Source organism: Actinomycetospora lutea, from assembly GCF_028737205.1.
Taxonomy (GTDB): Bacteria; Actinomycetota; Actinomycetes; order Mycobacteriales; family Pseudonocardiaceae; genus Actinomycetospora; species Actinomycetospora lutea.
The window spans coordinates 15,766-31,189 of sequence record NZ_JAQZAL010000008.1; the positions used below are offsets into that span (position 1 = coordinate 15,766).

Here is a 15,424-nt window from a genome sequence, read left to right on the forward strand (position 1 = left end):
GCGCTCCGCACGGCCGATGTCGCGGATCGCACGATTCAGCCCGGCGGCAGGCGCACGAGGACGTCGTACAGCCGGGTCGTCTGGTCGGCGTCCTCGTTGTCGTCGCTGACGAGCAGGACCCGCAGCGCGCCGTCGACGGTGCGGCCGAGCACGGTCATGCCCTCGACGTTGTCGAGCAGCGGGTTCACCTGGTCCTGCCGCGTGGTGGCCCCGAGGCCCGGGCAGGCGCCGAGGTCGGCGAGCAGGGTCCGCGGGAGCTCCCCGCCGCCGGCGCGGGCCGGGTCGGCCAGCGCGAGGTGCACGGTGTTGCCGACGCCGGCGGTGTACGCGCGCTCGACCACCAGCAGGCGCCCGTCCCCGGTCGCGGCGATCTCGGAGACGTCGAGACCGGGGTCGGGACGGTAGGACCAGCCCGGGCCCGGCGCGCTCCCCGACCAGGTGACGAAGCGCCGCTCCTCCGGGTCGTCGCCGTCGAGCGCGCCCTCCATCGCGGCGACGACCGGGCCGCCCGGGGCGAGCACGGCGACACCCTCGAGGCCGGCGTTGGAACGGACCCGGGCGGCGACGTCGGCCGGGACGTCGAGGCGCTGCTCGACCCGGCCCGACGGGTCGAACCGCCGCACCGCGGTCTCGCGCTCGGAGGCGACCAGCCGCGACCCGTCGGCGTCGACCGCGAGGCCCTCGGCGTCCAGGGCCGCGCCCCTCTCGTCGGCCAGAGGCACGGCGTTCGTCGGCGCGCGGGTGCGCGGGTCGAGCGTGAACAGCACCGAGCGGTCGGAGAGGGCCAGCAGCGCGCCGTCGCGGTCGACGGCGAGCCCGGAGAGCCCGGCGACCGGCCACGTCCGGCGCGCGCCGTACTCGCGGCCGTGGAGGACGTCGGAGAACCCGGTGATCGCGACGGCGGGCGAGCACGGCGCCGGGGCCACGGTCGCCGACGTGGGCCCCGACGGCGCCGATCCGCACCCGGCGAGCAGCACGAGCAGCGCGAGCAGCGCCGCCCGGGTCACCGGCGCTCCGCCTCCGCGACGCGCTCGATCACGGTGAGCACGCTGTCGGGGTTCAGCGACATCGAGTCGATGCCCTGCTCGACCAGGAACTCGGCGAGGTCGGGGTGGTCGCTCGGGCCCTGGCCGCAGATGCCGACGTAGCGGTCCTTGGCGTGCGCCGCCTCGAGCAGCATCGTGATCATCTTCTTGACCGCGGGGCTGCGCTCGTCGAACAGGTGGGTCAGCCGGTCGTCGTCGCGGCCGATGCCCAGGGTGAGCTGGGTGAGGTCGTTGGACCCGATCGAGAAGCCGTCGAACCGGTCGGCGAACTCGTCGGCCTGCAGCACGTTCGACGGGATCTCCGCCATGACGTAGACCTGCAGCTCGTCGCGCCCGCGCTCGAGGCCGTACTCGGCCATCGTCTCCAGCACCCGGTCGGCCTCCTCGGGGGTGCGGCAGAACGGGACCATGACGATGACGTTGGTGAAGCCCATCCGTGTCCGGACCCGGTCCAGCGCGCGGCACTCGAGCGCGAACGCCTCCTTGTAGTCGTCGCTGTAGTACCGCGACGCCCCGCGCCAGCCGAGCATCGGGTTCTCCTCCTCGGGCTCGAACTGCGTCCCGCCGAGCAGCCCCGCGTACTCGTTGGTCTTGAAGTCCGACAGCCGCACCACGACCGGCTCCGGGTACTGCGACGCGGCGATGGTCGCGATGCCGCGGGCGAGGTGGTCGACGAAGTACTCGCCCTTGTCCTCCCAGCCGGCAGTGAGCTCCTCGATCTGCGCCTTCGCCTCCGCGTCCTCCACCTCGTTGAGGTGCAGCAGCGCCAGCGGGTGGGCCTGGATGACGTTGTTGACCAGGTACTCCATGCGCGCGAGCCCGATCCCGTGCGCGGGCAGGCGCCACCACTGCATGGCGGCCGCCGGGCTGCCGATGTTCATCATGACGCGCGTGCGCGGCTGCGGCACCGACTCGAGGTCGAGCTCGCGCTCCTCGTAGGCGAGCAGGCCGTCGTAGACGTGCCCCTCGTCGCCCTCGACGCAGGAGATCGTCACCTCGCGGCCCTCGGCGAGCTTCTCGGTCGCGTCCCCGGTGCCCACGATCGCGGGGACGCCCAGCTCGCGGCTGACGATGGCGGCGTGCGAGGTGCGCCCGCCGCGGTCGGTGACGATGCCGGCCGCGCGCCGCATGATCGGCACCCAGTCCGGGTCGGTCATCTCGGTGACGAGGACCTTGCCGTCGGTGAAGCTGTCGACGTCGTCGGCCGACGCGATCACCTGCACCTCGCCGGCGGCGATCGCCTGCCCGATCGCGAGGCCCGAGACGAGCACCTCGCCGGACTCGGTGAGGCTGAAGGTGGACAGCGTCCCGGCCCCGGCCCGCGACTGCACGGTCTCCGGGCGCGCCTGGACGACGAACAGCTCGCCGCTGCGCCCGTCCTTGGCCCACTCGACGTCCATCGGGCGCTCGTAGTGGGCCTCGATCACCGCGCCCCAGCGGGCGAGCGCGAGGATCTCCTCGTCGGTCAGGACGACCGCGCGGCGCTCCTCGTCGGTGGTCTCCTCGTTCGCCGTCGGCTCGTCGCCGGAATCGGTGTAGACGAGCTTGCGCTCCTTGGCCCCGATCGTCTTCGCGAGGATCGGGACGAGCTCCTCGTGGTCGAGGAAGGGCTTGTAGACCGTGTACTGGTCGGGCGTGACCTCGCCGCCGACGACGTTCTCGCCCAGGCCCCACCCGGCGTTGATGATCGCGGTGTCGGGGAAGCCCGTGTCGGAGTCGATCGTGAACATGACCCCGGCGCAGCCGAGGTCGGAGCGCACCATCTTCTGGATGCCGATCGACAGGGCGACGTCGGTGTGCTCGAAGCCCTGCTCCACGCGGTAGCTGATCGCGCGGTCGGTGAACAGCGACGCGTAGCAGTCCTTGCACGCGGCGAGCAGGGCGTCCGCGCCGGTGATGTTGAGGTAGGTGTCCTGCTGGCCGGCGAAGCTCGCGTCGGGCAGGTCCTCGGCGGTGGCGCTGCTGCGCACGGCGACGTCGACGTCGGTCGTCTCGTAGCGCTCCCCCAGCTCGGCGTACGCCGCACGGATCGCCTCGGCGGTCGACTCCGGGAACTCGGCGCGGTCGAACAGGTCGCGGACCGCCTTGCCGGCGTCGGCGAGCTCGCGCTTCCCGTCGGCCAGCTCGCCGAGGATGCTCGCGATCTCCTCGTCGAGGTGGTTCGCCCCGAGGAACGAGCGGTAGGCCGTGGCCGTGGTCGCGAACCCGCCGGGCACCCGGATGCCCTTCCCGGCCAGGTTCCCGATCATCTCGCCGAGGGAGGCGTTCTTCCCGCCCACCTCCTCGACGTCCCCGGACCCCACGCTCTCCAGCCAGCGGACCTCGTCGGCCACCGCGTCCTCCTCCGTCGTGGCCGGCGCGCCGCGGCTCACCGCCACGGGTTGCGCACTGCCGACCAACTGCCGTAGTCCCCCCTGGCCGCCCCGGGGAAAACAACGGAGCGATTCAGGACAGGACGCGTACCAGCCGCGCAACGAGCCGCTCGATCTCCGCGTCCGGGTCCGCGGTGAGCCCGGTGTGCACCGGCCCGGGCTGCAGGACCGTGCTGCGCGGCGCGGTCAGCCAGCGGAACCGCTCGCCCGGGGACAGCACCGCAGCCGGCCCCTCCCCCCGCACCGCGCGCTCCCAGGCCTCGACGGCGTCGCGCAGCGCGTCGAGGTCGATGGCCGGGTCGAGCGCGCGGACCCGGGCGATGTCGAGGGCGGTCCGGGCGTCCAGGTGCTCACGGTGGCGGCAGTAGAGCAGGACGCCGACGTTGACGAGCTCGCCGCGCTCGATGTCGGGCACCACGCGCAGCAGGGCGTACTCGAAGGTGTCGCGGTGTTCCTCGGATCGAGCTCCCCTCGCGGCGTGCTCCCCTGTTCGCGCCGTCTCCCGCCCGCTCATCGCGGCACCCACGTCTCGCGGGCGGCGAGGCGGGCGAGCAGGTGCTCGACGTAGGCCTCCCGCAGGGCGTCGGGCGAGCGGAACGCCGGGTCGTCGAGCCACACGTCCGGCACGCGGTACACGACGTCGGTGAGCAGGCCCCGGTCGATGCCCCCGGCGAGGTCGGCGTCGGCCTCGGCGCGTGCGGTGGCCGCGGGCGCCAGGACGTGGTCGCCCGCGTCGTAGGGCCGGGCCACGGCGGCCGCCGCGCGGGCCCAGGAGTGGTGGAAGTACAGGCAGGCGCCGTGGTCGATCAGCCACAGGTCCCGGTGCCACCGCAGCAGGTTCGGGTTGCGCCACGACCGGTCGACGTTCTCGACGAACGCGTCGAACCACAGCACCCGCGACGCCTCGACCCCCTCGATCCGGTGCGCGACGGGGTCGAACCCGATGGCGCCGGGCAGGAAGTCCATCCCGAGGTTGTCGCCGCCGCTGCGCGCGAGCAGCTCCTGGACCTCCCAGTCGGGCTCCGCTCGGGCGATCACGGGGTCGAGCTCGAGCACCACCAGCTCGGGCACCCGCAGGCCGAGGCGCCGGGCCAGCTCGCCGGCGATCACCTCGGCCACCAGCGCCTTCGGGCCCTGCCCCGCACCGACGAACTTGGCGACGTAGGTGCCGAGGTCGTCGGCCTCGACGAGGCCCGGCAGCGACCCGCCCTCGCGCAGCGGGGTGACGTACCGGGTGGCGACGACCCGGCGCAGCACGGACACGGGGCCATCCAACACGGTCACGGCTCGGGGGCCAGGGGAACCACGCGCAGGCGGCGCAGCAGGAACAGGCACGCCACCGCGATGTCGTTCCACGCGGTCGCCGTCTCGGCGCGCGACCAGTCGATCTTCTCGCGGAGGGCGCGCGCGGTCGGGAGCACCTTGGACAGGTCGCAGGCGTGCTCGTTGAGGGCGGCGAGCTTGCCGATGATGAGGTCGGTGGCGTCGACGACGGGCATCCGGACCGAGAGCACCTCCTGCTCGACGGACCGGGCGAGCAGGACGGCGTCGACGGGCTCGCTCGCGAGCCGGAACAGGACGTCGACCACCGCCCCGTCGCTGTAGACCTTGAACAGCCAGTCCTCGGGCGGCTGCCGCACGTCCAGGCCGGCCTCGGTGAGCACCTCGGCGGCCCGGTCGGCGTCGGACTCGGCGACGACGAAGTCGACGTCGTTCTCGGGCTCCGGGCCCCCGAGGGCCCAGCCGGCGTAGCCCCCGGCCAAGGCGAACCCGATCCCGCCGCCGCGCAGGGCGACCGCGACCCGCTTGAGCGCCTCGCGACGACCGGCACCGTCGGGTTCGCTCATGGGACGTCCGTTACCCCGGGTGGACGGACGACGAACCCGGGGAACCCGGGTGCTCGTGCGACTCGGGACATGGAACGTGCTGCACGGGGCCGCGACCGCCGACGGGCCCGTCGACCTGCGACGCTTCGCCGACGCCGTCGGCGGCCTCGACGTCGACGTGCTCGGGCTGCAGGAGGTCGACCGGGCCCAGCCGCGCTCGGGCGGGGCGGACCTGACCGCGGTCGCCGCCGAGGCGCTCGGCGCCGCCGAGTACCGCTTCGCGCCGACCCTGCACGGCGTACCCGGGTCGTGGACCGAGATCGACGTCCCGGACGCCCCGGCCTACGGCGTCGCCCTGCTGTCGCGCCACCCGGTGACAGAGTGGCGCGTGGTGCCGCTGCCGCGGCTGCCCCGCGACGTGCCACTCGTGGTCGGGCGTCCCCGCCGCCTCGTCGTCGTGCGCGACGAGCCCCGGACCGCGCTGCTGGCCCGCGTCGCCGGCCCGCACGGACCGGTCAGCGTCGTGACCACGCACCTGTCGTTCATCCCGGGCTGGAACCTCGTCCAGCTGCGCCACCTCGTGCGCTGCCTGCGCGACGAGACCACCCTCGTCGTCACCGGCGACCTCAACCTCGGCGTCCGCCGGGCCCGGCTCGGCAGCGGGCTGCGCGGGCTCGTCCGCGGGCGCACGTTCCCCGCCGACGGCCCGCGCCGCCAGATCGACCACCTGCTCGGGCGCGGCGTCGCCGCCTCCGCACCGCGCGTGCACCACTCGCCGCTCTCGGACCACTGCGCGCTCTCGGCGACGGTGGTGCCGGCGGACTGAGCGCGCGCCCGGGTCGCAGCGAGGGAGTCCCTGGCTGCGTGGCAGGCAGCGAGGGCGTCCCTCGCTGCTCGACGGCGTGGTCGTGCCACCCCGTTCCCGCCGCGAGGGGCGTCCGGCGTCGGGTGACGCCGGACGCCCCTCGCGGGGTGGGGAGCGGACCTGGTCCGGGGGGCGGCTGCGTCAGCTGCAGCCGCTGGTGGAGCCGCAGCCCTCGCAGACGTAGCAGGAGCCGGCGGGCCGCATCTTCGTGCCGCAGGTCAGGCAGAGCGGCGCGTCGGCCGCCTTGCCCTGCTGCAGCTCGAGCAGCTCGGTGGAGCTGCCGACCGACACGTCGGCCTTCCTCGCCGCCGGGCTCGCGTCGACCTCGGGCGCCGCGACGTCGACCGACGTGCGCAGCGCCTCGACGTCCACCGGCGCCACAGGAGCCGTGGTGCCGTAGTCGGTGGCCGCGACCTGGGCCGAGCGCTCGTCCGCGGAGAAGATGCCCAGCTGGGCGCGCTTCTCGTAAGGCAGGTGGTCGAGCGCGATCCGGCGGAACAGGTAGTCGACGACGCTGGTGGCCATGCGGACGTCCGGATCGTCGGTCATGCCGGCCGGCTCGAAGCGCATGTTGACGAACTTGGAGACGTAGGTCTCCAGCGGCACGCCGTACTGCAGCGCGATCGAGATGGCCATCGAGAAGGCGTCCATGACACCGGCGAGGGTCGAGCCCTGCTTCGACATCTTGACGAAGATCTCGCCGAGGCCGTCGTCGGGGTACGACCCCGCGGTCATGTAGCCCTCGGCGCCGGCCACCGCGAACGACACGGTCTCGCTCGGACGCTTCTTCGGCAGGCGCTTGCGGACCGGGCGCTGCTCGGTGACCGCGGGCGCCGCCTCGGCGGTCTTCTCGGCCGTGCTCTTCTTGCCGGTGGACAGCGGCTGGCCGACCTTGCAGTTGTCCCGGTAGATCGCGAGCGCCTTGAGCCCCAGCTTCCAGGACTCGAAGTAGATCTCCTCGACGTCCTCGACGCTGGCCTGCTCGGGCATGTTGACCGTCTTGGAGATGGCGCCGGAGATGAACGGCTGCACCGCGGCCATCATCCGCACGTGACCCATCGGCGCGATCGAGCGCTGGCCCATCGCGCAGTCGAACACCTCGTAGTGCTCGGGACGCAGGCCCGGGGCGTCGATGACGTGGCCGTGCTCGGCGATGTACTCGACGATCGCCTCGCTCTGCTCGGCCGGGTAGCCAAGGAGGTCGAGCGCCCGCGGGATGGTCTGGTTGACGATCTGCATCGAGCCGCCGCCGACCAGCTTCTTGAACTTGACCAGCGAGAAGTCCGGCTCCACCCCGGTGGTGTCGCAGTCCATCATGAAGCCGATGGTCCCGGTGGGGGCGAGCACGCTGGCCTGGGCGTTGCGCCAGCCGTTCCTGGCGCCGACCTCGAGGCCCGTCTGCCACTGCAGCGTGGCGGCGTCGCGGACGCGGGCGTCCTCGCGGTGCACCGTGCGGATCGCGTCGTTGGCCGCGGCGTGCTTGCGCATGACCCGGCGGTGGGCGTCGGCGTTGCGGGCGTAGCCGTCGTAGGGGGCGACGGCGCCGGCGAGCTCCGCCGAGCGGCGGTACGCGGTGCCGGTCATCAGCGAGGTGATCGAGGCCGCCAGCGCGCGGCCGCCCTCGGAGTCGTAGGCCCGGCCCGTGGCCATGAGCAGCGCGCCGAGGTTGGCGTAGCCGATGCCCAGCTGGCGGAAGGCGCGCGTGGTCTCCCCGATCGCGTCGGTGGGGAAGTCGGCGAAGCAGATCGAGATGTCCATCGCGGTGATGACCAGCTCGACCGAGCGCACGAAGTCGTCGACGCGGAACGTGTTGTCGTCGTCGAGGAACTTCATGAGGTTCAGCGACGCGAGGTTGCAGCTGGAGTTGTCCAGGTGCAGGTACTCCGAGCACGGGTTGGACGCGGTGATGCGCCCCGACTCCGGCGAGGTGTGCCAGTCGTTGATCGTGTCGTCGTACTGCAGGCCCGGGTCGGCGCACTCCCAGGCGGCCTCGGCCATGCTGCGGAACAGCGACCTGGCGTCGACGGTGTCGATGACCTCGCCGGTCATGCGCGCCCGCAGGCCGAACTCGGTGCCCGACTGCACCGCGCGCATGAACTCGTCGGAGACCCGCACCGAGTTGTTGGCGTTCTGGTACTGCACCGAGGTGATGTCGGAGCCGCCGAGGTCCATGTCGAACCCGGCGTCGCGCAGCACGCGGATCTTGCGCTCCTCGTCGCGCTTGGTGGCGACGAACTCGGCGACGTCGGGGTGGTCGACGTCGAGGACGACCATCTTGGCCGCGCGGCGCGTGGCGCCGCCGGACTTGATGGTGCCGGCCGAGGCGTCGGCGCCGCGCATGAACGAGACCGGCCCGGAGGCGGTGCCGCCCGAGGACAGCAGCTCCTTCGACGAGCGGATGCGCGAGAGGTTGAGGCCGGCGCCGGAGCCGCCCTTGAAGATCAGCCCTTCCTCGCGGTACCAGTTGAGGATCGACTCCATCGTGTCGTCGACCGACAGGATGAAGCAGGCGCTGACCTGCTGCGGCGAGGTGGTGCCGACGTTGAACCAAACCGGCGAGTTGAAGCTGAAGTACTGGTGCAGCAGCATCCACGTCAGCTCGTGGGAGAAGACCTCGGCGTCCTCGGGCGTCGCGAAGTAGCCGTGGCGCGTGCCCGCTGCGGTGTAGGTGCTCACCACGCGGTCGATGAGCTGGCGCAGGCTCGACTCGCGCGCGTCGGTGCCCTGCGCGCCGCGGAAGTACTTGCTGGTGACGATGTTGACGGCGTTGACCGACCAGGACTGCGGGAACTCGACGCCGCGCTGCTCGAAGTTGATCGAGCCGTCGCGCCAGTTCGTCATCACCACGTCACGGCGTTCCCACACGACGTCGTCGTAGGGGTGGACCCCCGCGGTCGTGTGGACACGCTCGATGGTCAGGCCCCGCCGCGGTGCGGCGGATCCGGACTCCTCGGACGTGGTGCCGACGGTCTCCGTCATCGGTGCCATCCCTCTGTTCGTCGTACGACGGTCCGGCGACGCTTCCCCACGCTCCGACCCGCCCCTGTTTCCCCGAACGTCAGTCCCCGGCCCGTGCTGCCGGCACGTCCCGCGCCCCGGCCCCGGTCTCCCCCGCAGTGTCGCCCCGACCCCCGACATCCCCGTCCCGTGCCGGTGCCGCGGCACGCAGGTCGGCGATCTCGGCCTCGAAGTCGGCCACGCACGAGAAGTTCCTGTACACGCTGGCGAACCGCAGGTACGCGACCTTGTCGAGCTCGCGCAGCGGCCCCAGGATGGCCATCCCGACCTCCTGGCTGGGCACCTCCGCGCTCCCCGCGCCCCGGATCGTCTCCTCGACCCGGTGCGCCAGCTGGGCCAGCGCATCGGTGTCGACCGGACGTCCCTGGCAGGCGCGGGCCACGCCGCGCACCACCTTGTCGCGGCTGAACGGCTCGGTGACCCCGCTGCGCTTGACCACGGCGAGCACCGGTTCCTCGACGGTGGTGAAGCGCTTGCCGCACGACGGGCACGACCGACGCCGCCGGATCGCCTGCCCCTCGTCGGCCTCGCGCGAGTCGACGACGCGGGAATCGGCGTGCCGGCAGAACGGACACCGCATGTCGACCTCCCCCTCCCGCGTCGCGGCACCCCGGGCGGAGTTGTCCCCAACCCCCGTGGCCGCGGCCCCGATCTCCCGCCGTCCTGGGGACGGAACTGGGGATGACCGGGCCCGACCCGTGGATCGAGCGCCCCCGCCGGTGGAGCACCACCGTTGTCCCGGTGGAAGACCTTGTGGAAGGACCTTCACCAGTGTGCACAAGCTGTGGACTAACTACACCAGTGTAACCACTAGATGTTGGGGTGGGACGGTAGCGACGCGCGGACTCGCGATGCAACTCCCCGGCCGCCCACCCGTCGCCGGGGCGCCGAGCGGACGTCGCCTCAGGATCAGCGGGCCGCCGGGACGATCAGCGGGGCACGCGGTGCCCGAGTGGGTGTCCGGGCGACGCGCCCGGCCGGCTCACAGCCCGCTCAGCCCGGCCGGCTCACGACCCGGCCGGCACCACGAGCGGGCGCCCGGCGGAGACCGCGGACCCCTCCAGGCCGTTGAGCTCGCGGATCCGGGCGACGACGACCCCGGTGTCGGCACCCGGGGCGACGCGGCCGGCGACGTCGGTGAGCGACTCGCCCGCCCCGACCACGGCCACCGTGGTGCCCGTCGGCGCGGCCGGACCGGCCGGCTCGCCCGACGGCACGACCAGGCCCAGCAGCACGCCGACCAGCGCGCCGAGCAGGACACCGAGGACCGCGACCGCGGCGACGCGGCGGCGCCGCAGGACGACGGGCGCGACCCCGACGACGGCGGGCTGATCGCGCTCCCCCGGCGTCGCCCCGCCCCCGGCGACCCGCGGCCGCACCGGGGGCAGGGCCGTCGGACCGCGGCGGCCGGCCGGACGGACGGGCCCGCGCGCGTCCTCGGGGCGCGCCGGGCGGGTGCCGGCGGGCTGGGGCCGTGCAGCGGGACGAGGAGCCGGCCGGACGGGCGGCCCGGCGACCACACCATCGGGCGACGCGGACCGGGCCGCCTCCCCGGCACGCGGACCCGGCACCCCGCCGGACACCTCGCCGGGCTCGACGTCGCAGCCGCCCCGCGGACCGGTCGTCCCCACGGACATGTCGACCTCCTCGCCTCGCACACGCGTTCGATCGAACGCGTGTGCGATGTCTAGCATCGACCCCCGACAACGTCGACGGATCGCCCGGCGTGTCGTTCGAACACGTGTTTGATCCCGCTGGTGCTCGGCGCTAACTTCGCCGTCGAACCCCCCGTCACCCGCGCGGGGCGCGGCGCCCTCCCCGGGTGCCGCGGACGACGTCGGAAAGGACACGGCCATGGCACGCACGCCCCAGGGCCCGGACGGCCCCGAGGAGTCGGGGGCACGGCCCGGGGTGGCCGAGGTGGCCGACGCCGTCGTGCCGGCCCGGGTGCACCCCTTCCCCGAGCCCGCGGACGCCGACGCGTCACCGGGCCTCACGCCGCGCCAGCGCAAGGTCCTCGAGGTCATCCGCGACCACGTGGAGCGCAACGGCTACCCGCCGAGCGTCCGCGAGATCGGCGACGCGGTCGGGCTGACCTCGACCTCCTCGGTGGCCCACCAGATGCGCACCCTGGAGAAGAAGGGCTACCTGCGCCGCGACCCCAACCGGCCCCGCGCGCTCGACGTCCGCCTCCCCGAGGAGCTCGAGGCCGCCGGCGCCGAGGCCCCGGACCACACCGAGGAGATCCGCGCCGACCGTCCCGCGCCGACCTTCGTGCCGGTCGTCGGACGCATCGCCGCCGGTGGGCCGATCCTCGCCGAGCAGGCCGTCGAGGACGTCTTCCCCCTGCCCCGCGAGCTCGTCGGCGAGGGCTCGCTGTTCCTGCTGCGGGTGGCCGGCGACTCGATGGTCGACGCCGCCATCACCGACGGCGACTGGGTGGTCGTGCGCCAGCAGCCCGTCGCCGACAACGGCGAGATCGTGGCCGCGATGATCGAAGGCGAGGCCACCGTCAAGACGTTCAAGCGCAAGGACGGCCGCGTCTGGCTGATGCCGCACAACGTCGACTACGAGCCGATCCCCGGCGAGGACGCCACCGTGCTCGGCAAGGTGGTCGCGGTGCTGCGCCGGCTCTGACCCCCGGCAGGACGTCCCCGTGGGCACGCCGACACGTCGTTCGCTGCGGGGTCAGACCCGCCCGGCGCACCACCGCGACGACGGCGACGAGCGCGAAGACGCCCACCGCGACGGCGAGGACCACGCCGATGCTCGCCAGCGGTTCCGGCAGCCCGGCGCGCTCGGAGGTCGGGGCGACGGCCGGGGCCGGTGTCGACGAGGCCGACGCCGACCCCTCCACCAGAGCCGTCGCGCCCGGCACGGCGTGCAGCGGCGCCGGCGGGCCGTCCTCCGGCGTCTCGCCGGTCGAGAGCAGCGTCCCGTCCGGCGCGAACGCCAGTGCCTCCCCCTGCACCTCGCCCGGCAGCGGCACGCGCAGCGGCGTCGCGCGCAGGGCCGCCACCACGTCGTCGGCGGTCGCGGTGCCGTCGGGCGCCGGGTGGAGCCAGGCGTCGGCGTAGGTCCGCAGGGCCACGACCCGGCCGTCGGCGGAGATCGCGCCGCCCGTGTGGGCCCCGGAGCCCAGCGTGGTCATCGCCTCGCCGGGCACCACGACCTCGCCGGCCCGCCGCAGCGTGCCCGTCCCGCCCTCGCCCACCGGCTCGTCGGCGACGTAGACCCCGCTGCGCCCGCCGAGCTCCTTGGTGACGATCACCGGGCGGCGGTCGCCGGGCATCAGCAGCGACTCGGCGTCGTGCGGTCCGTCGGGGTAGGTGAGCCGGGTGATCGTCTCGTCGCCCCCGGAGGAGACCCGCAGGATCGCCACGGTCCTGCGCTCCCGGTCGTTGTCGCCGATGTCGGCGAGCCACAGCGTCCCGTCGGCGTCGCGGGTGAGGTCCTCGACGTCGCGGCCCCGGTCGGGCACCTCGATCTGGCCGATGACCGCGCAGGAGGTGTCGAGCCGGTACACGGTGCTCGGGTTGCCGCCGTCGTTCACCACCTCGTAGCCGCCGTCGGGTGCCACGACGAGCCCCGAGGTCTCGGCGAGCCGGGGGTCGTCGAGGGTGCACCGCCCCGACGGGTCGGCCCACGCCACACCGGGAACGACGAGGCCGGGCACGACGAGGCTGGGCACGACGAGGCCGGGCACGACGAGGCCGGGCACGACGACGCCGAGCACGAGCGCCAGGACCAGCGCGGAGGACCTCAGGGCACGCGAGCCGGGTCGACGGCGGCGGCGCGCAGGGACGCCGCGAGCTCCTCGGAGACGCGGGCGTGCAGCACGGTGCCCTCCGGCGAGTGGCGCTCCGCGAGGACCTCGCCCTCGCCGTGGGCGCGGGCCACGAGCGCCCCCTGCGTGTAGGGCAGCAGCACCTCGAGCTCGACGTCGGGGTGCGGCAGCCCCTCGGCGAGGCGGGCCTTCAGCCGCGCGAGCCCCTCGCCGGTCCGCGCCGACACGAACACCGCGCCGGGCAGGGCCCCGCGCAGCTCCGCCAGCGCCATCGGCTCGGCGGCGTCGACCTTGTTGACCACCAGCAGCTCGGGCGGCGCCGGCGCGTCCAGATCCGCGATCACCTCGCGCACCGCGGCGATCTGGTCCTGCGCCGACGGGTCGGAGCCGTCGACGACGTGGAGCAGCAGGTCGGCCTCGGCGACCTCCTCCAGCGTCGAGCGGAACGCGTCGACCAGCTGGTGGGGCAGGTGGCGCACGAACCCGACGGTGTCGGTGAGCGTCACGTCGCGGCCGTCCTCGGTCTCCCACCGTCGCGTGGTGGGGTCGAGGGTCGCGAACAGCGCGTCCTGCACGAGCACGCCGGCGTCGGTGATGGCGTTGAGCAGGCTGGACTTGCCGGCGTTGGTGTAGCCGGCGATCGCCACCGACGGCACCGCGTTGCGCCGTCGCCCGCCGCGCTTGGTCTCGCGGACCGTCGACATGGCCTCGATCTCGCCGCGCAGCTTGGAGATGCGCCGGTGGATGCGGCGGCGGTCGGTCTCGAGCTTGGTCTCACCCGGACCGCGCGTCCCGACGCCGCCGCCGCCGGCACCGCCACCACCGCCGGCGCCTCCGCCCTGCCGGGACAGCGACTCGCCCCAGCCGCGCAGGCGCGGGAGGAAGTAGCGCAGCTGGGCCAGCTCGACCTGCGCCTTGCCCTCCTTGGAGCGCGCGTGCTGGGCGAAGATGTCGAGGATCAGCGCGGTGCGGTCGACGACCTTGACCTTGAGCTTCTCCTCGAGGTTGCGCAGCTGGCCGGGCGAGAGCTCGCCGTCGCAGATGACCGTGTCGGCGCCCGTGGCCTGCACGGTCTCGCGCAGCTCGACGACCTTGCCGGACCCGACGAACGTGCCGGGGTCGGGCGTCTGCCGGCGCTGGATGAGGCCGTCGAGCACCTCCGAGCCCGCGGTCTCGGCGAGGCGGGCCAGCTCGACCAGCGACGCCTCGGCCTCCCGGGACGTGCCCTCGGTCCACACGCCGATGAGCACGACGCGCTCGAGGCGCAGCTGCCGGTACTCGACCTCGGTGACGTCGGTGAGCTCGGTGGACGATCCGGTGAGCCCGGGGACCCGCCGCAGCGACGTGCGCTCCTCGAGGTCGAGGGCGCCACCCGTCGGCTCGTCGGTCGGCTCGGGCAGCGACTCGGACAGCGGCTCGGACAGCGGCTCGGCGAGGTCGGCCGGCGGGTCGAGGCGGATGTCGCTCGAGCGCCGCGTGGTGCGGGCGGGGCTCGACGGTCGGGGGTCCTGCGGTGCGGGTTCTGTCATGTTGCCGTCCATGGTTCCACGAGGGGCAACGCGAAAACCACTCCGCGCGCGTCAGACACGCGCCGGGACCACGGCCCCCCAGGTGCCGTGGGCGACCAGCTCGGCCGGGCCGGTGAGGGTGGTCGTCGCGCCGTCGGCGCCGACGAGCAGCGTGCCGCCCGGGGTGTGGACGGTGACGCTGCCGGTGTGCCGGCCCGCGGCGTGCAGCGCGGCGACGGCACCGGCCACCGTGCCTGTGCCGCACGAGCGGGTCTCGCCCGACCCGCGCTCGTGCACCCGCAGGCGCACCGCCCCGTTCGCCAGCGGCGTGAGGACCTCGACGTTCACCCCGTGGGGGAACAGCGACCGGTCGTAGGCGGGCGCCGGCGCGAGGTCGAGGCGATCGAGGTCGGCCGTGGTCACGCAGGCCAGGTGCGGGTTCCCGACGTCGACGGCCACGCCGGTGAGCTCGGTCCCGTCGACGACGGCGACCGAGTCGGGTCCGAGGACGGCGGGCCCCATGTCGACGGTGACCGGGCCCGTGCGGTCGACCGTGACCCAGCGCGTGCCCGCGCGGGTGGCGACGGGGTGGGTGCCGGGGGCGACGAGACCCGCGTCGAGCAGGTAGCGCGCGAAGACCCGCACCCCGTTGCCGCACATCTCCGCGAGCGAGCCGTCGCCGTTGCGGTAGTCCATGAACCAGGTGGCCTCGGACGCGTCGACGCCCGCCGCGACCGCGACCGGCGCGTCGGTGCGCACCACGCGCAGGACCCCGTCGGCCCCGAGGCCGCGCCGCCGGTGGCACAGCGCGCGGACCAGATGGGCCTCGTCGGCGTCCAGGTCGATCGAGCCGTCGGGGTCGGGCAGCACGACGAAGTCGTTCTCGGTCCCGTGCCCCTTGACGAACTCCACGCCCTCCAGGGTAGCCACGCCCGCCCTGCTGCGTGATGTGCACAACTTCCTGGTCTGCAAATCTGCAGAGACTGCAAGTTCGGCCTACCG

General features: G+C 74.0%; 13 protein-coding genes. 2 read left to right on the forward strand and 11 right to left on the reverse strand.

What is annotated here, in order from left to right; translation table 11 throughout:
• Positions 1–35 precede the first annotated feature (35 nt).
• The 5 genes from PHK61_RS10570 to PHK61_RS10590 all read right to left on the reverse strand — a co-directional run bounded on the left by PHK61_RS10570 (position 36) and on the right by PHK61_RS10590 (position 5,265).
• On the reverse strand, positions 36–1,007 hold the full coding sequence (locus PHK61_RS10570) for an esterase-like activity of phytase family protein (protein WP_274280935.1): 972 nt from the start codon (positions 1,005–1,007) through the stop codon (positions 36–38).
• The gene (gene ppsA, locus PHK61_RS10575; RefSeq protein WP_274280936.1) at positions 1,004–3,379 is read right to left on the reverse strand and encodes a phosphoenolpyruvate synthase; all 2,376 of its coding nucleotides are present in this window, start codon (positions 3,377–3,379) and stop codon (positions 1,004–1,006) included. Before ppsA ends, PHK61_RS10570 begins: the two co-directional genes overlap by 4 nt.
• Before the next feature lie 112 nt (positions 3,380–3,491).
• Complete coding sequence (locus PHK61_RS10580; protein ID WP_274280937.1) at positions 3,492–3,932, reverse strand: DUF3037 domain-containing protein; 441 nt, start codon at positions 3,930–3,932, stop codon at positions 3,492–3,494.
• Complete coding sequence (locus PHK61_RS10585) at positions 3,929–4,681, reverse strand: HipA family kinase (protein WP_274280938.1); 753 nt, start codon at positions 4,679–4,681, stop codon at positions 3,929–3,931. Before PHK61_RS10585 ends, PHK61_RS10580 begins: the two co-directional genes overlap by 4 nt.
• A gap of 17 nt (positions 4,682–4,698) precedes the next feature.
• Positions 4,699–5,265, reverse strand: a complete 567-nt coding sequence (locus tag PHK61_RS10590; RefSeq protein WP_274280939.1) for a nucleotidyltransferase family protein — start codon at positions 5,263–5,265, stop codon at positions 4,699–4,701.
• Between the two features lie 49 nt (positions 5,266–5,314).
• Between PHK61_RS10590 and PHK61_RS10595 the strand changes: the two genes are divergently transcribed.
• Positions 5,315–6,070 carry an endonuclease/exonuclease/phosphatase family protein gene (locus PHK61_RS10595; RefSeq protein WP_274280940.1) on the forward strand — a complete coding sequence of 252 codons (756 nt, stop codon included), beginning with the start codon at positions 5,315–5,317 and terminating at the stop codon, positions 6,068–6,070.
• A gap of 180 nt (positions 6,071–6,250) precedes the next feature.
• Here the strand turns inward: PHK61_RS10595 and PHK61_RS10600 are convergent, their stop codons facing one another.
• The 3 genes from PHK61_RS10600 to PHK61_RS10610 all read right to left on the reverse strand — a co-directional run bounded on the left by PHK61_RS10600 (position 6,251) and on the right by PHK61_RS10610 (position 10,764).
• On the reverse strand, positions 6,251–9,088 hold the full coding sequence (locus PHK61_RS10600; protein WP_274280941.1) for a vitamin B12-dependent ribonucleotide reductase: 2,838 nt from the start codon (positions 9,086–9,088) through the stop codon (positions 6,251–6,253).
• Positions 9,089–9,167: 79 nt separating this feature from the next.
• The gene (gene nrdR, locus PHK61_RS10605; protein WP_274280942.1) at positions 9,168–9,707 is read right to left on the reverse strand and encodes a transcriptional regulator NrdR; all 540 of its coding nucleotides are present in this window, start codon (positions 9,705–9,707) and stop codon (positions 9,168–9,170) included.
• Positions 9,708–10,134: 427 nt separating this feature from the next.
• Entirely contained in the window at positions 10,135–10,764 is a 630-nt protein-coding gene (locus PHK61_RS10610) for a LysM peptidoglycan-binding domain-containing protein (protein ID WP_274280943.1), read from the reverse strand.
• Between the two features lie 217 nt (positions 10,765–10,981).
• Here PHK61_RS10610 and lexA point away from each other — a divergent pair, with 217 nt between their 5' ends.
• Entirely contained in the window at positions 10,982–11,764 is a 783-nt protein-coding gene (gene lexA / locus PHK61_RS10615) for a transcriptional repressor LexA (protein WP_274280944.1), read from the forward strand.
• On the opposite strand, the gene PHK61_RS10620 is transcribed toward lexA, so the two are convergent.
• The 3 genes from PHK61_RS10620 to dapF are packed head-to-tail and all read right to left on the reverse strand — an operon-like array spanning position 11,649 to position 15,343.
• Positions 11,649–12,863 carry an NHL repeat-containing protein gene (locus PHK61_RS10620; RefSeq protein WP_274280945.1) on the reverse strand — a complete coding sequence of 405 codons (1,215 nt, stop codon included), beginning with the start codon at positions 12,861–12,863 and terminating at the stop codon, positions 11,649–11,651. The two genes, lexA and PHK61_RS10620, sit on opposite strands and share 116 nt — an antisense overlap.
• Positions 12,864–12,889: 26 nt before the next feature.
• On the reverse strand, positions 12,890–14,443 hold the full coding sequence (hflX, locus tag PHK61_RS10625; protein WP_274280946.1) for a GTPase HflX: 1,554 nt from the start codon (positions 14,441–14,443) through the stop codon (positions 12,890–12,892).
• 51 nt (positions 14,444–14,494) lie between these two features.
• Entirely contained in the window at positions 14,495–15,343 is an 849-nt protein-coding gene (gene dapF / locus PHK61_RS10630; protein WP_274281100.1) for a diaminopimelate epimerase, read from the reverse strand.
• Positions 15,344–15,424: the final 81 nt, after the last annotated feature.